The sequence below is a fragment of the Phenylobacterium sp. genome (assembly GCF_035475775.1).
Lineage (GTDB): Bacteria > Pseudomonadota > Alphaproteobacteria > Caulobacterales > Caulobacteraceae > Phenylobacterium.
On the sequence record NZ_DATIMC010000102.1, the window covers coordinates 43,428 to 64,316 of the forward strand.

20 protein-coding genes and 2 tRNA genes are annotated in these 20,889 nt (G+C 71.0%); 12 read left to right on the top strand and 10 right to left on the bottom strand.

Annotated features, from left to right (window positions below; genetic code table 11):
* Nucleotides 1–6 precede the first annotated feature (6 nt).
* Nucleotides 7–864 (top strand): hypothetical protein, encoded by an 858-nt coding sequence (locus VLI41_RS12680; protein ID WP_325268448.1) that lies wholly within the window; start codon nucleotides 7–9, stop codon nucleotides 862–864.
* Here VLI41_RS12680 and VLI41_RS12685 read toward each other — a convergent pair whose 3' ends face one another.
* Nucleotides 865–2,337 carry a PAS domain-containing sensor histidine kinase gene (locus VLI41_RS12685; RefSeq protein WP_325268449.1) on the bottom strand — a complete coding sequence of 491 codons (1,473 nt, stop codon included), beginning with the start codon at nucleotides 2,335–2,337 and terminating at the stop codon, nucleotides 865–867. It abuts the gene before it with no gap.
* 365 nt (nucleotides 2,338–2,702) lie between these two features.
* On the opposite strand from VLI41_RS12685, the gene VLI41_RS12690 reads away from it, so the two are divergent.
* Nucleotides 2,703–3,446, top strand: a complete 744-nt coding sequence (locus tag VLI41_RS12690; protein WP_325268450.1) for a HAMP domain-containing sensor histidine kinase — start codon at nucleotides 2,703–2,705, stop codon at nucleotides 3,444–3,446.
* 44 nt (nucleotides 3,447–3,490) lie between these two features.
* Nucleotides 3,491–3,916: a SufE family protein gene (locus VLI41_RS12695; RefSeq protein ID WP_325268451.1), complete on the top strand. Its 426-nt coding sequence runs from the start codon at nucleotides 3,491–3,493 to the stop codon at nucleotides 3,914–3,916.
* Here the strand turns inward: VLI41_RS12695 and VLI41_RS12700 are convergent.
* The 3 genes from VLI41_RS12700 to VLI41_RS12710 all read right to left on the bottom strand — a co-directional run bounded on the left by VLI41_RS12700 (nucleotide 3,913) and on the right by VLI41_RS12710 (nucleotide 6,142).
* Nucleotides 3,913–4,398, bottom strand: coding sequence for a PAS domain-containing protein (locus VLI41_RS12700; RefSeq protein WP_325268452.1), 486 nt, complete (start codon nucleotides 4,396–4,398; stop codon nucleotides 3,913–3,915). The genes VLI41_RS12695 and VLI41_RS12700 overlap by 4 nt on opposite strands.
* A gap of 171 nt (nucleotides 4,399–4,569) precedes the next feature.
* Nucleotides 4,570–4,992, bottom strand: a complete 423-nt coding sequence (locus tag VLI41_RS12705) for a MucR family transcriptional regulator (protein WP_325268453.1) — start codon at nucleotides 4,990–4,992, stop codon at nucleotides 4,570–4,572.
* 268 nt (nucleotides 4,993–5,260) lie between these two features.
* Entirely contained in the window at nucleotides 5,261–6,142 is an 882-nt protein-coding gene (locus VLI41_RS12710; protein ID WP_325268454.1) for a crotonase/enoyl-CoA hydratase family protein, read from the bottom strand.
* Nucleotides 6,143–6,264: 122 nt separating this feature from the next.
* Between VLI41_RS12710 and VLI41_RS12715 the strand changes: the two genes are divergently transcribed.
* A complete protein-coding gene (locus VLI41_RS12715) occupies nucleotides 6,265–7,806 on the top strand; it encodes an acyl-CoA synthetase (RefSeq protein WP_325268455.1) in 1,542 nt (513 codons plus the stop codon).
* A gap of 34 nt (nucleotides 7,807–7,840) precedes the next feature.
* Here VLI41_RS12715 and VLI41_RS12720 read toward each other — a convergent pair whose 3' ends face one another.
* The 3 genes from VLI41_RS12720 to VLI41_RS12730 all read right to left on the bottom strand — a co-directional run bounded on the left by VLI41_RS12720 (nucleotide 7,841) and on the right by VLI41_RS12730 (nucleotide 9,171).
* On the bottom strand, nucleotides 7,841–8,266 hold the full coding sequence (locus tag VLI41_RS12720) for a hypothetical protein (RefSeq protein WP_325268456.1): 426 nt from the start codon (nucleotides 8,264–8,266) through the stop codon (nucleotides 7,841–7,843).
* A gap of 255 nt (nucleotides 8,267–8,521) precedes the next feature.
* Nucleotides 8,522–8,938, bottom strand: coding sequence for a type II toxin-antitoxin system VapC family toxin (locus tag VLI41_RS12725; protein WP_325268457.1), 417 nt, complete (start codon nucleotides 8,936–8,938; stop codon nucleotides 8,522–8,524).
* The gene (locus VLI41_RS12730; protein ID WP_325268458.1) at nucleotides 8,935–9,171 is read right to left on the bottom strand and encodes an AbrB/MazE/SpoVT family DNA-binding domain-containing protein; all 237 of its coding nucleotides are present in this window, start codon (nucleotides 9,169–9,171) and stop codon (nucleotides 8,935–8,937) included. Before VLI41_RS12730 ends, VLI41_RS12725 begins: the two co-directional genes overlap by 4 nt.
* A gap of 127 nt (nucleotides 9,172–9,298) precedes the next feature.
* On the opposite strand from VLI41_RS12730, the gene VLI41_RS12735 reads away from it, so the two are divergent.
* Nucleotides 9,299–9,745: a MaoC family dehydratase gene (locus VLI41_RS12735; protein WP_325268459.1), complete on the top strand. Its 447-nt coding sequence runs from the start codon at nucleotides 9,299–9,301 to the stop codon at nucleotides 9,743–9,745.
* A 6-nt stretch (nucleotides 9,746–9,751) separates the two neighbouring features.
* Here the strand turns inward: VLI41_RS12735 and VLI41_RS12740 are convergent, their stop codons facing one another.
* A complete protein-coding gene (locus tag VLI41_RS12740; protein WP_325268460.1) occupies nucleotides 9,752–10,576 on the bottom strand; it encodes a serine protease in 825 nt (274 codons plus the stop codon).
* 169 nt (nucleotides 10,577–10,745) lie between these two features.
* Between VLI41_RS12740 and VLI41_RS12745 the strand changes: the two genes are divergently transcribed.
* From VLI41_RS12745 to VLI41_RS12755, 3 genes are all read left to right on the top strand, one after another.
* Entirely contained in the window at nucleotides 10,746–12,848 is a 2,103-nt protein-coding gene (locus VLI41_RS12745; protein ID WP_325268461.1) for a S9 family peptidase, read from the top strand.
* A gap of 88 nt (nucleotides 12,849–12,936) precedes the next feature.
* Nucleotides 12,937–14,100: an aspartyl/asparaginyl beta-hydroxylase domain-containing protein gene (locus VLI41_RS12750; protein ID WP_325268462.1), complete on the top strand. Its 1,164-nt coding sequence runs from the start codon at nucleotides 12,937–12,939 to the stop codon at nucleotides 14,098–14,100.
* 19 nt (nucleotides 14,101–14,119) lie between these two features.
* Nucleotides 14,120–15,628 (top strand): putative 2OG-Fe(II) oxygenase, encoded by a 1,509-nt coding sequence (locus VLI41_RS12755; protein ID WP_325268463.1) that lies wholly within the window; start codon nucleotides 14,120–14,122, stop codon nucleotides 15,626–15,628.
* A gap of 9 nt (nucleotides 15,629–15,637) precedes the next feature.
* Here the strand turns inward: VLI41_RS12755 and VLI41_RS12760 are convergent.
* Nucleotides 15,638–15,711: transfer RNA gene (locus VLI41_RS12760), tRNA-Gln, on the bottom strand.
* A 133-nt stretch (nucleotides 15,712–15,844) separates the two neighbouring features.
* On the opposite strand from VLI41_RS12760, the gene VLI41_RS12765 reads away from it, so the two are divergent.
* Nucleotides 15,845–15,921: transfer RNA gene (locus VLI41_RS12765), tRNA-Pro, on the top strand.
* Between the two features lie 121 nt (nucleotides 15,922–16,042).
* A complete protein-coding gene (gene sppA, locus VLI41_RS12770; protein ID WP_325268464.1) occupies nucleotides 16,043–17,815 on the top strand; it encodes a signal peptide peptidase SppA in 1,773 nt (590 codons plus the stop codon).
* A gap of 4 nt (nucleotides 17,816–17,819) precedes the next feature.
* On the opposite strand, the gene VLI41_RS12775 is transcribed toward sppA, so the two are convergent.
* Complete coding sequence (locus tag VLI41_RS12775) at nucleotides 17,820–18,830, bottom strand: retropepsin-like aspartic protease (RefSeq protein ID WP_325268465.1); 1,011 nt, start codon at nucleotides 18,828–18,830, stop codon at nucleotides 17,820–17,822.
* 106 nt (nucleotides 18,831–18,936) lie between these two features.
* On the opposite strand from VLI41_RS12775, the gene VLI41_RS12780 reads away from it, so the two are divergent.
* Complete coding sequence (locus tag VLI41_RS12780; protein WP_325268466.1) at nucleotides 18,937–19,977, top strand: hypothetical protein; 1,041 nt, start codon at nucleotides 18,937–18,939, stop codon at nucleotides 19,975–19,977.
* Nucleotides 19,967–20,830, top strand: coding sequence for a 2OG-Fe(II) oxygenase (locus VLI41_RS12785; protein WP_325268467.1), 864 nt, complete (start codon nucleotides 19,967–19,969; stop codon nucleotides 20,828–20,830). The genes VLI41_RS12780 and VLI41_RS12785 overlap by 11 nt, the downstream gene beginning before the upstream one ends.
* Nucleotides 20,831–20,889 lie beyond the last annotated feature (59 nt).

A 20,889-nucleotide genomic window follows, 5' to 3' on the forward strand; every position in this document is an offset into this window, starting at 1 on the left:
CGGTGGATGGGGTTGTCGATCGCCGCGCTGGCCGCGGCGCCCGGGCTTGCGCATGCGCAAGGGGCGGACCTGTTCTACGAGCGCGCGGTGATGCAGGCGGCCGACCAGCGCTGCGGCCTTTTTCCGGCCGACGTCGGCCGGGCGCTGGCCTCGGCGGCCGCGCAGGCCCGCGGCGCGGCCCTGCGCGCCGGCGCGAGCCCGGAATCGCTGCGCGCCACGAGCCGCGCCGCCGCAGCAAGGGCCGAGGCCCTGGACTGCGCCTCGCCGGCGCTCGCCGCGGACGCGCAGCGGGTGCGCGCCGCCTTCGCAGGCTTCGTGCGCATCGGCCGGCTGAGCTATCCCGGCGACGTCGCCGCCTGGCAGGCCGACCGCTGGAGCCGCACGTCCGCCTGGCGCCTGGAACAGCACGCCCGCTTCGGGGCGGACAGCCTCACCTTCGGCTTGGCCGGGCGCGAGGACGCCCAGGCGCTGGTGGCCGTGGCGCAGTTCGCCGATGGCGCGCGACCCTATGCGGCCAGGCTGGTGCTCCGCGACGCATCGCGCACGCCCGGGCCCTATCTGGACCGCTGGACGGGCGGGCCGACCGCGGGCCTGCCGCTGTCGCACCGTCTGCCTCCCACGGGGCTCGCGACTTACATGGCCGAGGTCCGCGCGCCCGCCGGCCGCGACCTGCTGCCGAGCGGCGGGCGCCAGGGCTGGGCGTTCCGGTTTCCCGCCGCGGCGGCGCGCGCGCTGGCTGCGCTCGATCCGCGCGAAGCGGTGGCGGTGGAGTTCCTGTTTCCGGACGGCGCCGCGCGAAGGGCTTACATCGAGGTCGGCGATTTCGCGGCCGGCGAGGCGTTCCTGCAGGCCTCGCTGCCCTGACTACCCCGCAGAGGCTTCCGCCGGCGCCCGCTCGACCGGCTCAGCCGGCATGACCACCGGCATCCGGACGGTGACGGTGGTCCCCTCGCCCACCTGGCTCTCGATGTCCATGTCGCCGCCGTGCAGCCGCGCGAAGGCGCGCACGAGCGAGAGCCCCAGGCCGGAACCGGCGGCGCGCTGGGCCGCGTCGCCCGCCTGCTCGAACGGCCGTCCCAGCCGCTCCAGGTCCTGCGGCGGGATGCCGACGCCCGTGTCGGAGACGATGAGCTCGAGCGCCTCGCCGTCAGATTGCGCCGTCAGGGTGACCGAGCCATCGCGCGGCGTGAACTTCAGCGCATTGGAGACCAGGTTGAGGGCGATCTGCTTGATGGCCCGCCGATCCGCGTCGACATCGAGCGGCTCGGGCGGCAGCACGCCGCGCAGCTGCACGCCCGCGCGGTCCGCCTGGCCGCGCATCAGCCGCACCACCGAGCTCACCGCCTCGCGGGCGTCGAACACCTCGCGGGCCAGCTCGAACCGCTCGGCCTCGATCTTCGACATGTCGAGCACGTCGTTGATCAGCTCCAGGAGATGGGCGCCGGCGTCGTGCACCAGGTCGGCGTACTCGGCGTAGCGATCCGACATCGGGCCGAACAGCCGCTGCCGCATGATGTCGGAGAAGCCCATGATGGCGTTGAGCGGGGTGCGCAGCTCGTGGCTCATGTTGGCCAGGAACCGCGACTTGCCCGCGTTCTGGGCCTCGGCGGCGACGCGGGCGCGGTCGAGCTCAAGCTCGCGGGCGCGCTGGGCGCGGGCGTCGCGGAGCGCGCCGGCCAGGCGGATCGAGCTCATCCGCCGCAGCGAGAGCACACACCAGCCCTCGGCGTCGTGGGCCGGGGTGAAGGCGATCTCGGCCGAGCCCTCGGCGGCGGCCCGGTTGAGCGCGTCTTCGACCGGCGGGCGGTCGTCCGGCGCCACGAAATCGAGGAAATTGCGCTCCCGCAGGCTGCGCAGGTCGAGGCCAGGCGGCGGCTGGCCGAACGCCTCCAGGATCCGGCCGGCCGGATAGAGGGCGAGGATCAGTTGCGGCTGGTGGGAGAGCGCCTCGCGCAGGCCGATCTCGATCTGGTCGCGCTCGATCTCGCGGGCGCGCGCCGCCGCGTGCAGTGCGACCAGGGCCGCGCCGAGACCCACGACCGCGGTGGCCAGTGAGAGCAGCGCCAGATAGGGCGCGCTGGCGACCGGCGCCGCAGGCAGGGGCGACAACGCGGTACCCAGAGCCGCCGCGCCGCCCGCCGCCACCGCCGCCGCAGCGCCCAGCGGCAGGAGCTTGGCCCGGCGGAAGGCCGCGGCCGCCGCCAGGGGCGTGAGGCACCATGGCGTCAGCGGGCCCGAGAGGCCGCCGGTGAAGAGGCAGGCGAGCGCGCCGCCAACCGCCCACAGCGCGACGGCGGCGGCGTCCGCCCCGGCCCAGGCGAGCAGCGCGCCCGCCACGCCGGCCCCGCCGCCCGCAGCCAGCGCCGCAAGCTCCGCGCCCGGTGGGAGCAGGCCGCGCGCCCAGAGCAGCCAGCCCGTCGCGCCGACGGCGACCGCCCAGGCGAGGTGCCAGCCGACCGCGAACCGGCGCCCGCGCGCCCGCGCCCGACTTTCACGGCTTCCCCGTCTCGATCGCCTGCTGGAGCCAGCCAGGTTCCCGCCCTCCCTCGCGCCCTCTCCCGGGTGACCTTAGCGGGCCGCGCGAGTCCAGGTAAGGCGGCTCGCCTGCCACGCGACTTAGCCGCGCACCGCCGGCGGAAACAAAATCGTAAGCGCACTGCGCGAAGCTAGGCGCCACCGAATGGAGGCCCCAAGCCTCACGCATGCGAAACTCGGCCACTCCAGCCTCCGCCCCGCGGACCCGCGGCGAGCTCGCGCCGCACGAGCAGACCCGCGCCTTCCTGCGCAAGGTGGGCCACGAGCTGCGCACGCCGCTGAATTCGATCCTCGGCTTCTCCGAGATCCTGGCGGCGGAGCTCTACGGCCCCTTGGGCGCGCCGCAGTACCGGGAATACGCCGAGATCATCAACGATAGCGGCAAGAAGCTGCTGAGGCTGGTCGATCAGGTGGTGGAGATCGCGCGCCTGGAGAGCGGGACCATCGAGTGGGAGATGGGCCCGGAGGCTCTGGAGCCTGCGCTCCACGAGGTGCTGGCCGGCCTGGCCGAGGAGATCGCCCGGCGCGACGTCCGCGTGGAGGTGGCCGAACCGGAGGCCATGCCGGAAGTGGTGGCCGACGCCCGCGGCCTGCGCAACGTGCTGAAGGGCCTGATCCACAACGCCGTCGCCGTGTCCCCCGAAGCCGCGACCGTGCGCATCCGCGCCGCCCGCCGGGGCGCGGCGGTGGACCTGGTCGTCGAGGACGAAGGCGGCGAGGTCGGCCGCGAGGAGCTGCCGAGGCTGTTGCAGCCGTTCGGAGGCAAGGGCGCGGCCTCCGGGCGAGGCGACGGCGCCGGCCTGGGTCTGCCGATCTGCGCGCTCACCTGCCGCGCGATGGGCGGGCGGCTGAGCCTGGCCTCGGTGAAAGGCCGCGGCCTGAGGGCTCGCGTGCAGCTGCGCGCCGCCTGAGCGCGGTTGCGAAAGCGCATGGCCCGCCCTAAGTGGCGCAGGCCATGGCTGGGATCGATCAAGAGCTGGACGCCCTCGCCGAGGAGTTCGATGTGCTGGGCGACTGGGAGCAGCGCTATCGCTATGTGATCGACCTGGGGCGAGAGCTCGCACCGCTCACCGACGCCGAGCGCAGCGACGCCAACAAGGTGCGGGGCTGCGCGAGCCAGGTGTGGCTGGTGACCGAGCCCCACAGCGACGGGACCCTGGCCTTCCGAGGGGACTCCGACGCCCATATCGTGCGCGGGCTGATCGCCATCCTGCTGCGGCTGTTCTCCGGACGCCGGCCGAGGGACATCCTCGGCTTCGACGCCAAGGCGGGGCTCGACCGGCTGGGGCTTTCCGGCGCGCTCTCGGCGCAGCGGTCGAACGGGCTGGCCTCGATGGTCGCACGCATCCGCCGCGACGCGGAGGCGGCGAAGGTCGCCTAAGCCGCCCTGACGCCGGTCATCACCTGACCCAGGCCGATCACCGCATCATAGCCCAGGATCATGTCGACCCTCTCGCCGTCCGAGGCGAGCGGCAGCCGCACCCAAAGCATCGACAGGTGCGAGGCGCCGCGCCAGGCGAGGCTGTGCACGCCCGCGGCGGGCCGCCCCTCGTCGACCACTCGCCCGAGCTCGGCGCGCCAATAGTCCGCCGCGGCGCTGTTGTAGACCTCGGCCAGGGCGCGGCCGGTGATCTCGCCGCCGTAGACGTCCCAAAGCGCGGTGCCGGCGAGGCGAATGCGATATTCCCGAGGCGCGGGGAGCACATCGATGAGGCTGAGGGTCGGCAGCAGGCGCTTCATGGCGGCCGGGTCGAGGTCGCGCCGGGCGGGCAGCTTCAGCCCGCGCCGCAGCGACGCCCAGTAGAGGAACAGCTCCTCATGGGCCCGCGCGGCCGCGGCCGGGGCGCCGAACTGCGCCACCATCTTGAGAGTCCCCCACAACTGCTTGGATTTGCAGCGAATCACTTATCGCCCGATGCGGGAATCGGCGGCAAGCAAAAATGGGTTAACGCGGGCGACTGTGGTCGCGGCGCCGCAGACGAAGACGCCCGCCGGTGACGTCGGGCGTCGATCAGGAGTCGAGGCGAGAGGCGGTCAGCCGCGCTTCTTGCGCGCCGCCTGGCGGCCGCCCTGGCCCAGGCCCATCTGCTTGGCGAGGTCGGAGCGGGCCTTGGCGTAGTTGGGGGCCACCATCGGATAGTCCTTCGGCAGGCTCCACTTCGCCCGGTATTCCTCCGGGCTCATGTTGTACTTGGTGCGCAGGTGCCGCTTGAGCGACTTGAACTTGCGGCCGTCCTCGAGGCAGACCAGGTAGTCCGGCGTGATCGAACGCCGGATCGGCACCGCCGGCTCCTTCGGGGCCGCCTCGGCGGTCTCCACGCCCGACGAGATGCCGGCCAGCGCGCGATGGACGCTCTGGATGAGACTGGGCAGATCGCCCGCCGCCACGCTGTTATTTCCGACATAGGCGGAGACAATGTCCGCCGTCATCTCGATGACTTCCGACTTCTCGTCCATTCTTGTCATTCCATAGAACCGCGGCGCTTAAGCGCCTGGAAAATTGATTCACAACCTCGATGCCGGTCATTATCGGGAAGTTACGCTGCGGACAAGCGCTGAAATCGAGGAAAGTGGGCTCCGCGGGGTCAAATTAAGCAATTGAACCACGTTGTTGCATGTGGATTGCCGTCTACCTTGCGAGTAAGCCCTTGCGGCTCTACCTGTAGGAAATTGCCCGCGCCCCGGCGAGCCCGGCTTCGAACCTGCGGTTCGGCGCGGCCTCAACCTAGCTGAATGCCGGCGCCTTCCAGTGCGGCCAGATATCCGGCAGGTCTTGCGACACCTTGCCGGGGAAAGCTGGGGGTCGCTTCTCGAGGAACGACATCACCCCTTCGCGAGAGTCGGGAGAGCCGCCGCGCGCCTGGATGCCGCGGCTGTCGGCGCGGTGCGCCTCCATCGGGTGCGCGGCGCCGGCCATGCGCCAGATCAGCTGGCGGGTGAGCGCCACGGAGACCGGCGAGGCGTTGTCGGCGATCTCGCGGGCGATGGCGCGGGCGGCGGGCAGGAGCTCCTCCGCCGCGTGCACCGAGCGGACCAGACCCCGCTCGTGCGCCTCCTGGGCCGGGAAGATACGGCCCGTGTAGCACCACTCGAGCGCCGTCTGGACGCCGACCAGGTGCGGCAGGAACCAGGACGAGGCGGCCTCCGGGTTCAAGCCCCGCCGGGCGAAGACGAAGCCGTAGCGCGCGTCCGCGGAGGCCAGCCGGATATCCATGGCGAGCTGCATGGTCACCCCCACGCCCACCGCCGCGCCGTTGCAGGCCGCGATCACCGGCTTCAGCGAATCGAAGATGCGCAGGGTGAGCAGCCCGCCGCCGTCCCGCTGCACGCCATCGCGCGTGCGGGCCTCGCGGTCCTGCGGCCGCCGCTCGTAGTCGAAGGTCTCGGCGCCCGAGGAGAGATCGGCGCCCGCGCAGAAGGCCCGGCCCGCGCCGGTGACGATCACGCAGCGCACCGCATCGTCGGCGTCGGTCGCGTCGAAGGCCGCGATCATCTCGCGCATCATCTGGGTGTTGAAGGCGTTGAGCTTCTCGGGGCGGTTCAGGGTGATCGTCGCGATCCCGCCCTCCACCGCATATTGAAGCGTCTCGAACGTCGGCTGGCCCATGGCGTGATCCCCTTCCGGCGGGGCGCATAGCCGTCCGCTTGACGGACCGTAGGTCAAGGCCCGCAATGGCGCCTGAACAAAGATAACTTGGCGGCCGGCGCTCGCCGCCGCGGGAGAGGAAGATGCATCCGTCGGTCCACGCCCGGACGAGCCCCGACAAGCCCGCCTACATCATGGCCTACTCGGGCGAGACGGTGAGCTATGGCGAGCTGGAGGCGCGCTCGAACCAGGGGGCGCACCTGTTCCGCAGCCTGGGCCTCGAGCCGGGCGACGCGATCGCCATCTTCATGGAGAACAACGCCCGCTACTACGAGGTGCTCTGGGCCGCCCAGCGCTCAGGCCTGCGCTTCACCTGCCTGTCCTCGAAGCTCACGGCCGGCGAGGTCGAGTACATCGTGGGCGACTGCGAGGCCAAGGTCTTCGTCACCTCGGAGGCGCTCGCCGAGGTGGCGCGCGAGGTCGCCCCGCTGATCGCGGGCGTGAAGCTGTTCATGGTGGGCGCGGCTGAGGCGCCGTACGCGAGCTTCGAGGCGGCGCGCGGCTCGTTTCCGACCACGCCCATCGCCGACGAGCGGGCCGGCTCGGCGATGCTCTATTCGTCCGGCACCACCGGGCGGCCGAAGGGCGTCAAGCGGGCCGGCGTGGGCGAGGCGCCGATCGAGACGCCCAGTCCGCTCGCCACGCTGGGCCAGGCGCTCTACGGCTGGACGCCGGACAGCGTCTATCTGTCGCCCGCGCCGCTCTACCATGCCGCCCCGCTCGGCTGGTCGATGGCCGTGCAGGCGATGGGCGGGACGGTGGTGATGATGGAGCGCTTCGACGCCGAGGACGCGCTGCGCTTCATCCAGGACTATCGGGTGACCACCGCCCAGTGGGTGCCGACGCACTTCGTGCGCATGCTGAAGCTGCCCGACGAGGTCCGCGCCAAGTACGACATGAGCTCGCTCAAGGCGGTGTTCCACGCCGCCGCGCCCTGCCCGGTGCCGGTGAAGGAGCAGATGATCGCCTGGTGGGGGCCGATCGTGAACGAGTACTACGCCGGCACCGAGGGCAACGGCTTCTGCCACATCAACTCGCAGGAGTGGCTGGCGCACAAGGGCTCGGTCGGCCGCGGCATGACGGCCAAGGTGCACATCTGCGACGACGAGGGCGAGGAGCTGCCGCCACGCGCCGAGGGGCTGGTGTTCTTCGAAGGCGGCGGCCAGTTCGAGTACCACGGGGATCCGAAGAAGACCGCGGAGACCCGCAACAAGCACGGCTGGACGACGCTGGGCGACGTGGGCTGGCTCGACGAGGAGGGCTACCTCTACCTCACCGACCGCAAGAGCTTCATGATCATCTCCGGCGGGGTGAACATCTATCCGCAGGAGATCGAGAATCTCTTGATCACCCATCCGAAGGTGGCCGACGCCGCGGTGGTGGGCGCCCCCGACGAGGAGATGGGCGAGAAGGTCGTCGCGGTTATCCAGCCGATCGACTGGGACGCCGACCACGAGGCGCTGCGCGCTGAGCTGCTCTCCTTCACCCGCAAGAGCCTCTCCCACGTGAAGACGCCCAGGGTCATCGACTTCATGAAGGAGCTGCCCAGGCACGCCACCGGCAAGCTCTACAAGCGCCTGATCCGCGACGCCTACTGGGGCAAGGAAGGCTCGCGGATCGTCTGAGGCCGGGCCCGCCGGCAGATCCAGCTCCGCTCGGCTATTGGCGCGAGAAGCCCTTCAAATCGATGCAAGGATGATCCGGGTTGCGCGTGTCACAGACGTTGACCGTTCCGAGATAGTGGGCTGCCTTGGTGATCTGATCCTGGGTGGGGGCGCTGCGCCACGCGAACTGCATCAGGTAGAAACTATCCGCCCCTGCGATCCCCCGCATGAGCGCCGCTTCGGGCTTGCCGGTGGCCGGGTTCAATGGGCAGCCGATCAACATCATCGATACGGAGTAGCCATTCGCATTTCCCGCGTGGATGGTGGGTTCGACGCTGCCTGGGCAATCCGCCAGCCATTTCCTGCGAACGCCCGAGAGGAACGCGGCGGGATCCGCGCCCTTGCGACCGAGAAACACCTGCGTCGTGATCATCTCCGACCAGTCTTTGACGGTCTCCCCTTCCGGGACGGCTTCCAACACGGCCAGACCTGGCGCTCAGACTTGAAGCCGATCCTGAAGCCTTGCGGCAGCACTTGCCGAAGGTTCTCATCGACGAACTGCGCGAAGGCCGGAGTTGTCGCCCCAGACGCCGCCAAGGCCACCGCAGCGCACGTGAGAAGTCTACGCATGCCAACTGCCTCAAAAGGAGCGATCTGCCATCGTCCCGGCGGCGGCGAATGTCAGCAACCGGTCGAAAGCGCGCATTGCGACCGGAAGGAGACTGTCGCCCAGGGATTAGGGCCTTAAGTCCGGAGCGATGATCTCCAGCGTCGGAAAATAGCTGCGGTAGCGCGAGGGGTCGCGCGTGATCAGGAGATGACCGGCGACCGCGGCGTGGGCGCCGATGAAGAAGTCGGGCAAGGGCGAGGTCTTCGAACCGCCCCGCCGACGGTAGGCCATGAACGCCTTGCCGGCGAGGAAAGCCGCCTCATAGGGGATCGGCTCGCGCTCGATCATGGCTCTCGGCAGGGCGTCCTCCATCTCTTCGATCCTCGAGAACCGGACCGACACCTCGGCATAGATTATCGGGTTGATGACGAGGCGGTGCGCGTCGGCGGCCTCCTGCAGCACCCCGGCGGCCCAGCCGGCCCACTGCGGGTCGTCGGTCATGATGTCGATCAGAACGTTGCTGTCGACCAGGACGGCGCTCACGACTCGCCGCGCGTGAGCGCCATGATCTGGTCCGTTGTCATGGCGACATCGCCGCGGCCGCGCAGGCGCTCGACGAGCCTCGCCCCGCGGCTATCTCCGCGCCTCGCACGGGCCCGGGCAATACGCACGACGCCGCCTTCGAACCGGAACTCGACCTCGGTGTGCGGCAACAGGCCCGCCTTCTCGCGGATGGCGGCCGGAATCGTGACCTGGCCCTTGGAGGTGATGCGCATGACGTGATCCTTACTCCTACGTGTAAGAGTAATACCAACAACCCGCTCTCGCAACGCGCCGCCTTGCCCGAAGCGTGTCAGGTGCTAGACGAGGCGCGGCCTTGGCCCTCAATGGACGGAGAACGCGATGAACCCTGTGGAGATCAAGGACCTGCCGGGCCTGGTGGGCACGGAGGTGGGCGTCTCGGATTGGCTTCTGGTCGACCAGGACCGGGTCAACAAGTTCGCCGACGCCACCGGCGACCACCAGTGGATCCACGTGGACGTGGAGCGCGCCAAGCGCGAGATCGGCGGCCCGATCGCGCACGGCTATCTCACCCTCTCGCTGATCCCGCACCTGTCGGACGGCATGCTGCCGGTGAAGGGCGTGACGCGCGGCATCAACTACGGCTCCGACAAGGTGCGCTTCACCAACATGGTCCGGGTCGGCAAGCGCGTGCGGCTGCGCCAGAAGCTGATCGGCGCCGAGCCCAAGGCCGGCGGCATGCAGATCAAGAACGAGTGCACCATCGAGATCGAGGGCGAGGACAAGCCCGCGTGCATCGCCGAGACGATGTCGGTGCTCTACGGCTGAGCAGCGCTAGTCGGCGGTGGCGGCTTCCTCGGCGGAGGCCGCCTTGGCCCCCTCCACCGGCGCTTCGGCGACCATGGTCGCGGGCGCCTGCGGGTTGTCGAGCCTCGCCAGGGTCTCGCGGATGAACTTGGCGTGGGTGACGATGCCGATCTCCAGCCGCTCGTGATTGAGCTCGACCTGCTGGGTTAGCAACCCGGCGATGAACTGCGGGTCCTCCGCCCCGGTCGGATCGTGACGGTGGTCCTGGTCGGTCATGAACACCGGCCCGCCCGAGTTCCCCGGGAAGACCGAGAAGTCGAGCAGGAAGGTCGGGAAGATCGTGGCCGGCGCCAGCGGATAGGAGGCGACCCGGCCGGCGCGCAGGATCGGGAAGCCCGCCTGGTTGGCCGCCAGGCCCCGCGGGAATCCCAGCGCCATCATCTCGTCGCCGGCCTCCACCTGATAATGGGTGAAGGTGTCATCGCTGGCCAGGTAGCTCAGCGGGATCGCCGCCTTGGCGAACGCCGGGGGCGCGGTGATGGCGAGCGCCGCCACGTCGCGCGACGGATGATGCGTCCAGAGCTCGTGGCCCTTGGCGTCGCGGATCTTCACCGGCTGCGGCGCGTAGCTCCAGCTGCCGTCGGCGTTCTGGAACCGGTAGCCGACGCGGGCGGTCGCGCCGGGCATGCCCTCGAGCACGTGGTTGGCGGTGACCAGGATCGTGCGCGGCTGGCCGTCCGGCGTCGGATCGGAAATCAGGAAGCCGGTGCCCACCGTTCGGGTCCCGTCGCCGAGCGGCTGCTCCACCTGGACGGTGGCCTGCATGAGCTGGACGGCGAGGTCCATCACCATGGCGTTCCCGACTCTTTCTTCCCGTTCGCGTCTTCGCGCGATCTCGATGATCAAAGGACATTGGGCGGAGTCAGCGCTGCGGCCAAGGCGACAGCTTGTCCTGTGCGCCCATTCGACGCGCGGACGGCCCCGCTTGAGCGCGCCAGAAGCGCGGCGCATTTAGCAGCCCATGGACCAGATCGCGCCTCACCCCGTCCCGCCGGTCGCCCGCAAGGAGCCAAGACGCATCGAGCAGCTGGGGCGCGTACGCGTCGACGACTACGCCTGGATGAAGGACGAGGCCTGGCAGCAGGTGCTGCGCGACCCGAAGGTCCTGCGCGCCGATGTCCGCGAGCACCTGGACGCCGAGAACGCCTACACCAAGGCGATGCTGGCGGACACCGAGCCGCTGCAGGCCGCGATCTTCGAGGAGATGAAGGGCCGCATCAAGGAGGACGACGCCTCGGTTCCGGCGCCCGACGGGCCCTGGGCCTACTACGCCCGCTACGAGTTCGGCGCGCAGCATCCGATCCATGCGCGCAAGCCGCGCGGAGCCGAAGGGCCCGAGACGGTGCTGCTGGATGAGCCGGCGCTCGCCAAGGACAAGCCCTACTTCCACGTCGGCGCGGCGCGCCACAGTCCGGACCACGCCCTCTACGCCTGGGCCGCCGACGAGCAGGGCTCGGAATACTATACGATCCGGGTCAGGGACCTCGCCACGGGCGAGGCGGTCGGCGCGCCCATCGCGAGCGCCTACGGCGACTTCGCCTTCTCGCCGGACTCGCGATGGCTGTTCTGGATCTGGCGCGACGAGAACGCCCGGCCCTCGAAGGTCTTCCGCCGGCCGGCCCGCGGCGGGGACGACGTCTTGGTCTACGAGGAAGCCGACGAGGGGATGTTCCTGGGCGTGGGCGTCGCCTCCGACGACAGCCACCTGCTGATCCATATCGGAAATCAGGAGACCACCGAGCAGCGGCTGATCCCGGCCGCCGATCCGACCGGGGCGCCGGTTGTCGCCGAGCCCAGGCGCGTGGGCGTGAAGTACGAGCTCGACCACTGGAGCGACCGGTGGGTGATCCGCACCAACGACGACGGGGCGGTGGACTTCAAGCTGTGCGTCTCCGAGGCCGCCGTCCCGGCCAAGGCGACCTGGCGTGACTGGGTGATGCACCGGCCCGGCCACTACATCACCGGCTTCGCGGCCTACGCCGGCCACATCGTGCGCGCCGAGCGGGTGGAGGCGCTGGACCGGCTGGTGGTCACCGCCCGCGACGGATCGGAACATCTGGTCGCCTTCGACGAGGAGGCCTATGCGCTGAACCTCGAGGACGGTTACGAGTACGCGACCACCACCACCCGCTTCGTCTACCAGTCGCCGACCACGCCCCGGCAATGGTTCGACTACGACCTGGTCACGCGCGAGCGGACGCTGCGCAAGACCCAGGAGATCCCCTCCGGCCACGACGCCGGCCGCTACCTCGCCCGACGGCTCTATGCGACCGCGCCGGACGGGGAGACGGTGCCGATCACGCTCTTGATGCTGAAGGATGCGCCGCGCGACGGCTCGGCGCCGGTCATGCTCTACGGCTACGGCGCCTACGGCCACGCCATGGAGCCCGCCTTCTCGATCCGCAGCCTCAGCCTCGTCGACCGCGGCTGGATCTGGGCGGTGGCGCACATCCGCGGCGGCTCCGACAAGGGCTGGGGCTGGTTCCTGGACGGACGCAAGGCGAAGAAGCCGAACAGCTTCACCGACTTCATCGCCTGCGCCGAGCACCTGATCGCCGAGGGCTATGCGACCAAGGGCAAGATCGCGGCCTATGGCGGCTCAGCGGGCGGCATGCTGATGGGCGCCGTCGCCAATCTCCGGCCCGACCTCTGGGGCGCGGTGATCGCCGCGGTGCCGTTCGTCGACGTGCTCAACACGATGAGCGACGTGAGCCTGCCGCTGACGCCGCCGGAGTGGCCGGAGTGGGGCAATCCGCTGGAGGATGCGGCCGCCTACGACCTGATCGCCGGCTACAGCCCGTACGACAACGTCAGCGCCCAGGTGTACCCGCCGATCCTGGCCACCGGCGGTCTCTCCGACCCGCGCGTCACCTACTGGGAGCCGGCCAAGTGGGTGGCCAAGCTGCGCGAGCTGCATGCGGGCGAGGCGCCGATCCTGCTGAAGATCAACATGGAGGCGGGTCACGGCGGCGCCTCGGGCCGGTTCGAATTCCTGAAGGAGATCGCCCTCGACTACGCGTTCGCGATCTGGGCGATCGAGGGACGCTGGCGCGGGTTGCGTTGAGCCCGGTGCGCGGTGCGCGACGGCGCGACGCTGGCCGCGGCTCCTGCAACTCGGATAGATTGCCGGTCTCACGCTGGCAGGGGGCGGCATGTCGGTCTCGGACGCGGACGCAGCGGCTTCGCTCGCCAGGCAGATCGACGAGGCGCTGCGCCGCCGCGACGTGGCGGGCGCGCTGTCGTTGATCGAGGCCGCCGAACAGGTTCGGCCCGCCGATGTGTCGCTGAAGATGCAGAAGGCGGTGACCCTGCGCGTGGCGGGCGACCTGCCGGGCTCGCTGGCGGCGCTCGACGCGGCGCTGGCGCTGGAGCCCTACAACTTCATGGCCCTGCTCGGGAAAGGCGCGCTCATCGAGCGGCTGGCCGGCGAACCGGCCGCGGCCGAGGTCTACCGCAACGCCCTGAAAATCGCCCCCGCGAATGCGCCGCCCGGCCTGCAGCCGGCGATCGCGCGGGCGCGCGAGGTGGTGCGGAAGACCGCCGATGCGCTGGAGAAGCACCTGCGAAGTCGCCTCGCCGGGCTGGGCGCCGCTTGCAGCGGCCCGGCCAAGGCGCGGCTGGAGGAAACCGTGCGGGTGTTCTCCGGCCAGGCGCGGGTCTACCACCACGAACCGCTGTTGCTGCACTATACCCAGCTGCCGGAGATCGGCTTCTACGACCGCTCGCACTTCCCCTGGCTCGCCGAGCTGGAGGCCGAGACCGACACGATCCGGGCGGAGCTGGAGGGCGTGCTCGAGACGCGCGCCGATTTCGCGCCGTACATCGCCTTCCCGCCCGGCGCGCCGGTGAACCAGTGGGGCGAGCTCAACCACTCGGCGCGCTGGAGCTCCTATTTCCTGTGGAAGGACGGGATGCGGCAGGACGGCGCCTGCGCGGCCTGCCCTAAGACCGCAGGCCTCCTCGAGCGGTTGCCGATGGCCGAGCAGCCGGGCTTTGCGCCGACCGCCATGTTCTCGGCCCTGGAGGCGAAGACCCACATTCCGCCGCACACCGGCTCGACCAACACGCGGCTGCTCTGCCACCTGCCGCTGATCCTGCCGGGACCGGCGCGTTTCCGGGTGGGCAACCAGACGCGGCCATGGCGGATGGGCGCGGCCTGGGTGTTCGACGACACCATCGAGCACGAAGCCTGGAATGACGCGGACGCCTTGCGCGTGATCCTGATCTTCGACATCTGGAACCCGAACCTCGAACCCGCCGAGCGCGAGCTGGTCTGCGCGCTGCTCGCCGCCCGCAACGAATTCCTCGGCCATTGAGCTTCCGAAGGACGCCCACTTGAGCGACGCCGACATCACTGCGGCCGAGACCCTGTTCTCCCAGGGCCGTCCCGCCGAGGCGCTGACGATCACCGCGCGGCTGGTGCGCGAGCCTCGGCCGAGCCACCAGGCGCTCGCCACGCACGCCTTCGTCCTCAAGGCGCTGCGCCGCGCCGACGAGGCGCTGGCCTTCAACGAGCAGGCGACCCGCGATTACGCGCAGAGCCCCATCGCCTGGCACAATCTCGCCGCCACGCTCGGAGACCTCGGCCGCGCCGAGGCGGCGATCCCGGCCCTGAAGCAAGCCTTTGCGCTCGGCCTCGACCGCGGCGCGACCTGGCACGTCTACGCCCGGTCGCTGCTGGCCACCGGCGCCCTCGACGAAGCCGAGCAGGCTTACCGCGAGGCGCTGAGGCGACCGCCCCTCACCCTGGAGGCGGCCGGCGAGCTCGCCAACGTGATCTGGATGCGGCGCGGCGACATGGCGGCGGCCCAGGCCGTGCTGGACGAGGCGTTCCGCACGGGCGGTCCGGCCGGCCCTCTGGTGATCGCCAAGGCGAGGCTGTTCGAGGCGGCCGGCGACCTGGAGTCCAGCGCCCGGCTGCTCTCGGCCGCGGTGGAGCGGATGCCGGGCGAGCTGGTGGTTCTGCTGGCCGCGGCCCAGAGCGCCATCGAGCTGGGCTTCCGCAAGGAGGGCTGGGAGCTCGCCAAGACCGCCGAGCGCATGGCCCCCGACGAGCCGGCGGTGCTGAACCAGCTGGCGATCGCCGAGCTGGCGCGCGGCGCGCCGGGCGAGGCGCTGGCCGTCGCACAGCGTGGGCTGGCGATCGCGCCCGACCACCAGTCGCTGATCGGCTGGGCGGCGGCCGCGGCGCGCGCCGCGGGCGATCCGCTGTACGAACAGCTCTACGACTACGACGCCTTCGTGGGCGTCTACGAGATCGAGACGCCGGCCGGCTGGCCGACGCTTACGGCCTACCTTGCGGATCTGGCCACGGCGCTGCGCCGGATGCATCCTTACGAGCAGCATCCGTTCCACCAGTCGATCCGCCACGGCAGCCAGACGATGCAGCCGCTGACGCCCTCGACGGATCCGGTGCTGGGCGCCTTCTTCGCCGCGGTCGACAAGCCGATCCGTGCTCACATGAAGAGGTTGGGCGAAGGACGCGATCCGTTCCGCCGGCGCAACGCCGAGGACTACCGCTTCGACACCGCCTGGTCGGTGCTGCTCAGGCCCGGCGGCTTCCACAAGGACCACTTCCATCCGCTGGGCTGGATCTCCTCGGCGTTCTACGTCGAGACCCCGGAAGGCGCGCTCGACACCGCCGAGAAGCAGGGCTGGATCCGCTTCGGCCGCCCGCCCGTGGAGCTCGATCCGCCGATGCCGGCCGCCCACTACGTGCGTCCGAAACCCGGCCGGCTGGTGCTGTTCCCGTCCTACATGTGGCACGGCACGGAGCCGTTCACGACCGACGAGCGCCGCATGACCATCGCCTTCGACGCCGTGCCGGTCTCGGACGGCTCCTGAGCTGATCTGTGGCTGGGGGACTAGGACTCGAACCTAGAATAACGGTACCAAAAACCGCTGTGTTACCATTACACCATCCCCCAGCAGGAGCGGTGTCGGCGAGGTGGCCCCGCCCGCGGAGGCGCCGACATAGCGCACGCCTGGGGGGTATGCAACGGGCCCCTTGGGCGCGCTTGCCGCCGCTGGGATGGTCCCCTATAAGGCCCGCTCCCAAGTCGGAGTGTAGCTCAGTCTGGTAGAGCACCGTGTTCGGGACGCGGGGGTCGCAGGTTCAAATCCTGCCACTCCGACCATCTTCGCCCGCGGCCAGGCTCGTCCCTGAAAGCCCCGATCTTTCCGCCGCAGCGATAGTGTGCGACAGCCGCCTTGGCGGACGCCGAATCCGGGGCCTCCGCGGGACGACGAGTTCATCCGATGAAGCAGTTCCTGATCACCGCCGCCGGCGTGTTCGCAGGGCTCATGATCTTCCTGATCGGCGTGCCGTTCGTGCTGGTCATGACGGCGGCCAGCGCCGCCGGCCCGCCGCCTCTGCCCGCCCGCGCCGTGCTCGAGCTCGACCTGCGCGATCCGCTCACCGACCAGAGCCCGCGCAGCCCGCTGGCCGGATTCGGGCGCCGCTCGGAATCGGCCATGTCGATCATCGAGGCGCTGCGACGGGCCGAGACCGACGACCGGGTGAAGGGCCTGCTCATCCGCCTGCCCGAGCAGGGCCTCGAGCCGGGACTGGCCGACGAGCTGCGGCTGGCGATCCGGCACTTCAGGGCCTCCGGCAAGCCGGTGATCGCCCACAGCCAGGGCCTCTACGCCGGCGGGCCTGTCACCACCACCTACATGCTGGGCGCGGCGGCCGACGAGCTGTGGATGCAGCCCGGCGCCTCCTTCCAGGTGACCGGCTTCGCCAACGAGGACCTGTTCTTCAAGCGCGCCTTCGACAAGTACGGCGTCAAGGCCGACTACCAGCAGCGCTACGAGTACAAGAACGCGGTCAACGCCTACCTCTACGACGACTACACGCCCGCGCACCGCGAGGCGGAGCTGTCGTGGATGGGCTCGGTCTATGCGACCGACCTGGCCGCGGCCGCCGCCGACCGCAAGCTCGATCCCGCCGTGCTCAAGCGCACCCTGGAAGCGGGGCCCTATCTCGCCGACGACGCCCAGCGGCTGCACCTGATCGACCGGGTCGGACAGGAGCACGAGGCCGAGAACGCGCTGCTGCACCGCGCCGGGTCGGGCGCGCAGCTGGTCGACTTCGACGACTTCGCCCGTGGCCGCCACCGGGACCGCGGGACCGGCCCCGCGATTGCCGTCATCGAGGGTGAGGGCGCCATCGTCACCGGCCACGACGGGGCGGCCAATCCGCTCTCCGGCGGCTCGTCGATCTATTCCGACGACCTTTCGGACGCGTTCTACCAGGCGATCCGCGAGAAGGACGTCAAGGCGATCGTCTTCCGCCTCAACTCGCCGGGTGGATCGGACACCGCCTCCGAGCAGATCCTGGACGCGGTGCGCGCCGCCGAGGCGGCGGGGAAGCCGGTGGTGGTCTCGATGGGGACCTATGGCGCCTCCGGCGGCTATTGGGTCGCCTCGCAGGCCTCCGCCATCGTCGCGGAGCCCTCGACGCTCACCGGCTCGATCGGGGTGTTCGGCGGCAAGTTCGCCGTGGGCCCGGCGCTCGCCCGGTTCGGCATCGACGTGCGGCAGCTGGGCGTGGGCGGCCCCTATGCCGGGGCGTTCGGGCTCGGCCAGGCGTTCACGCCCGAGCAGCGGAGCGCGATCTCGCACTGGATGGACCGCATCTACGACAACTTCGTCGCCCGGGTGGCGCAGGGCCGCAAGCTCTCGCCCGACCGCGTCCGCCAGATCGCCAAGGGCCACGTCTGGACCGGCGCCCAGGCGCTTCAGCTCGGCCTGGTGGACCAGGTCGGCGGATTCTATGACGCCGTGGCCAAGGCCCAGTCGCTGGCCGGGCTATCCGGGGAGCCCCGGCTGAAACGCCTGACCCCCAGCGCCTCCCCGTTCGAGGCGATCCAGAAGTTGATGGGCGTGTCCGCCACCTCGGTCAGGACGTTGGCCGCCGCGGCCTGGGTGATGGGCGACCCGCGCGCCCAGGCGATCCTCGACCGCATGGCCGAGGCGCGCCTGCGCGACCAGGGTGCGCTGACGCTGGCGCCGCAGCCCCTGCGCTGAGCACTCAGCGCGGCCCGGGCGGCGGCGGCGGGTGGATCGGCGTGCGCGACGGCCAGAAGCTGATCAGCTTGCGCCCGAAGTCGAAGGCCACCTCGTCGAACCGGCGCAGGATGTCGACGCCGATCAGCAGGCTGGGCGTGGTCTTCAGATCCCACAGCTCGAAGACATGCAGGTCGGCGTAGGCCACCAGCAAGGTCTCCACGTCGCGGCCGCCGATCCGCAGGCCCGGCAGCGGTCCGAACTCGACCGCCGCCGTCTGGCCCGTGGCGCTGACCAGCTGGGAATGGATCAGGCGCTGGGCGAGGTCGGGCTCGACTGCGAGCGCCGCGGTGAGCAAGGCGCCGTTGGCGACGGTCACCTGCGAGCCGGAGTCGAGGAAGGCGGTGATCGGTCGTCCTGCGGCGAAGGCGTCGACGATCAGCAGTTGGCCGGACCGGTAGCGGGCGGGCACGACGAAGGGGGCGCTGGGCGAACGCAGTCGCGAGTTGGACGCCTCGCCCAGAATGATCCCGCCGGACTCGGCGATGTGGAACGTCTGGTCGCGGAAGCGGATGGCCACGCTGCGGCCCTTCATCATGTCGATGCCCAGCAGGCCGTCGGCGCCCAGCCTCGAGGCGGGCTCCACCGGCAGCGACAGGCCGGAGGAGATCACGTTGCTGACGCGCAGGCGTCGGACGCGCACCAGCGGCGCCGGTTCGGCGCTGATGATGCCGTGCACCTCGGCGGAGCCGGCCGGCGGCAGATTGAGCACCGCCGCCACCTCGGCGGAGACGACGGAGCGGTTGGAGCCCGTGTCGATGACGAAGTCGTAAGGGCCCTTGCCATCGAGATAGACGGGCACGGCCACGCGCCGGGCGTCGTCGAAGGCGGTCTCGAGCACGCTCTCCGGACCGGCCGCCTTGGCCGGAGGCGGAGGGACCGCGGTTCCGGTCGGCTGGGCGCGCGCGCCGGCCACGGCCAGCAGAGCCGAGAGACCGCCGATTGCTCCCCGTCTCGACCACTCGCGGCTGTCCATGCGCCAGGATTACGGGAGACGCCGGGCCTCGCAAAGCCCGCTGCGCCAAGCGCCTCGACAAGCCGGCCCGGCGACCGTAACCCTCTTGCGCACGTCGGGACTCCTGATGAACGCCCCAAGCTGGCCCTCTCGCCTGCGCGCCTCGCCCGAGCTCTTCCCGCTGGACTTCCGGGGACCGGAGATCGTGCAGCTCGTGGCGCTCGGCCCGGCGGACTATGAGCGCGCGAGCTTCCTCGACGAGCGGCTGGCGCGGAGCGCCGACCTCAGCGCGCCCTATGGCGAGCTCGCCCAGGCCGCGGCGGGGCTGCCGGCGGCCTGCGACTTCATCTTCCACACCGGCCACGTCGGCTCGACTCTCATCGCCCGCGTGCTGGGGCGTCATCCGCAGGTGTTCGCGCTGCGCGAGCCGCAGATCCTGCGAAGCTTCGCCGAAGCGGCGCGGCGCGGCGGCCCCTGGGACGCGGATGTCCTGCGGACCAGGCTGGGCGTCTTCGTGCGCCTGTTCTCCCGCACCTGGGAGCCCGAGCAGCGATCCGTGGTGAAAGCCACCAGCCTGGTGAGCGAGCTCGCCGCCGAGCTGCTGGCGCTCGAGACGGGAGCCCGCGCCCTGATGGTCACGGTCGCGCCGGAGACCTATCTGGCGACCATCCTGGGGGGGCCGAATTCGCGCCTCGAGCTCGGCGCCGCAGCGCCGGGGCGCGCGGCGCGGCTCGAGCGGCGCATCGGACCGGGCCGCCTGCGGCTCGCGGAACTCTCCGAAGGCGAGACCGCCGCCATGAGCTGGGCCTGCGAGATGACCGCCCTGGCGGCTGCGGCCGGCGTCCATTCGGGCCGCGCCGCCTGGATCGATTTCGAGGTCTTCCTGGCCGCCCCGCGCGCGGGACTGGCCGCCGCGCTCGCCCATCTGCGCCGCGCGGCGGACGCCGCCGAGATCGAGCGCATCGCACGCTCGGGCTATCTCGAGCGCTACGCCAAGGCGCCGGAATACGCCTATGGCCGCGAGGTCCGCCGGCAGGTTCTGGACGCCGCGCGCCGCGACGCGGGCGCGGAGATCCGCCGCGGCCTCGCCTGGCTCGAGGCCGCTGCGGCCGAGCCGCAGATCGCCGAGGCCCTCGCCATCGCGGAGGCGCCCCGCCATGTCGGCTGAGGAGGCCCGCGCCGTGAGCGCCCGCGCGGCGGCGGGCGACCCGGACGCGCTGGCGATCTCCGCCATGCTGGCGGCGCTCGGGGCCTGGGAGCCGCAGGACTGGCACGCGGCGGCGCGCCGACTGGCCCAGGCGGCGCGGGCGGGGCACGTGGGCGCGCAGGGGCAGCTCGCGGTGCTCTCGAGCGGTCGGGACGGCGCGCCCGACTCGCTGGCGGCGGCGATCGACTGGAGCGCATGGCTCGCGCCGGCCGCCCGCCGCCGCATCCTCAATGAACCGCGAATGGCGGTGGCCGAGGGGTTTCTATCGCAGGCCGCCTGCGCCTGGATGATCGCGCGGGCCCATGGGCGCACGGTGCAGGCCATGGTCTTCGATGCGGAAGGTTCCGGCGGCGGCCGGATCGAAAAAGCACGCAGCAACACCGCCTTCGAGTTCGCCCTGGAAGACCTCGACGTGGTGAGCATCGCGATCCGAGCGCGGATGGCCGCCACCATCGGCGTGCCCGCGGGCGCGCTGGAGCCCATGCAGGTGCTGCACTATGCGCCCGGCGAGACGTTCGAGCGCCACTACGACTTTCTGGATCCCGCGGTGCCCGGCTACGCCGCCGACGTCGAGCGCCGAGGCCAACGCATCGCGACCTTCCTCACCTATCTGAACGCAGGCTTCGCCGGGGGGGAAACCGACTTCCCGCTCCTGGGCGTGCGCCACAAGGGCGGAGCCGGGGATGGCTTCATCTTCGCCAACGTGGACGCGGCCGGCGCGCCGGATCGCCGGACGCTTCACGCCGGGCTTCCGCCGGCCTCCGGCGAGAAGTGGGTGCTGTCGCAATGGATCCGGGATCGGGCGATGAGCTGAGCCGAGTTGCGTCGGCGGCCGACGCCGCCTAGCTTCGCCTGAGGCTAAACGGGAGTTCG

What these genes read in the sequence shown, in the direction of transcription:
- VLI41_RS12680 (WP_325268448.1), top strand. Translation starts at nt 7, where the DNA reads ATGGGGTTGTCGATCGCCGCGCTGGCCGCGGCGCCCGGGCTTGCGCAT.
- VLI41_RS12690 (WP_325268450.1), top strand. Translation starts at nt 2,703, where the DNA reads ATGCGAAACTCGGCCACTCCAGCCTCCGCCCCGCGGACCCGCGGCGAG.
- VLI41_RS12695 (WP_325268451.1), top strand. Translation starts at nt 3,491, where the DNA reads ATGGCTGGGATCGATCAAGAGCTGGACGCCCTCGCCGAGGAGTTCGAT.
- VLI41_RS12700 (WP_325268452.1), bottom strand. Translation starts at nt 4,398, where the DNA reads ATGGTGGCGCAGTTCGGCGCCCCGGCCGCGGCCGCGCGGGCCCATGAG.
- VLI41_RS12705 (WP_325268453.1), bottom strand. Translation starts at nt 4,992, where the DNA reads ATGGACGAGAAGTCGGAAGTCATCGAGATGACGGCGGACATTGTCTCC.
- VLI41_RS12710 (WP_325268454.1), bottom strand. Translation starts at nt 6,142, where the DNA reads ATGGGCCAGCCGACGTTCGAGACGCTTCAATATGCGGTGGAGGGCGGG.
- VLI41_RS12715 (WP_325268455.1), top strand. Translation starts at nt 6,265, where the DNA reads ATGCATCCGTCGGTCCACGCCCGGACGAGCCCCGACAAGCCCGCCTAC.
- VLI41_RS12730 (WP_325268458.1), bottom strand. Translation starts at nt 9,171, where the DNA reads ATGCGCATCACCTCCAAGGGCCAGGTCACGATTCCGGCCGCCATCCGC.
- VLI41_RS12735 (WP_325268459.1), top strand. Translation starts at nt 9,299, where the DNA reads ATGAACCCTGTGGAGATCAAGGACCTGCCGGGCCTGGTGGGCACGGAG.
- VLI41_RS12740 (WP_325268460.1), bottom strand. Translation starts at nt 10,576, where the DNA reads ATGGTGATGGACCTCGCCGTCCAGCTCATGCAGGCCACCGTCCAGGTG.
- VLI41_RS12745 (WP_325268461.1), top strand. Translation starts at nt 10,746, where the DNA reads ATGGACCAGATCGCGCCTCACCCCGTCCCGCCGGTCGCCCGCAAGGAG.
- VLI41_RS12750 (WP_325268462.1), top strand. Translation starts at nt 12,937, where the DNA reads ATGTCGGTCTCGGACGCGGACGCAGCGGCTTCGCTCGCCAGGCAGATC.
- sppA (WP_325268464.1), top strand. Translation starts at nt 16,043, where the DNA reads ATGAAGCAGTTCCTGATCACCGCCGCCGGCGTGTTCGCAGGGCTCATG.
- VLI41_RS12775 (WP_325268465.1), bottom strand. Translation starts at nt 18,830, where the DNA reads ATGGACAGCCGCGAGTGGTCGAGACGGGGAGCAATCGGCGGTCTCTCG.
- VLI41_RS12780 (WP_325268466.1), top strand. Translation starts at nt 18,937, where the DNA reads ATGAACGCCCCAAGCTGGCCCTCTCGCCTGCGCGCCTCGCCCGAGCTC.
- VLI41_RS12785 (WP_325268467.1), top strand. Translation starts at nt 19,967, where the DNA reads ATGTCGGCTGAGGAGGCCCGCGCCGTGAGCGCCCGCGCGGCGGCGGGC.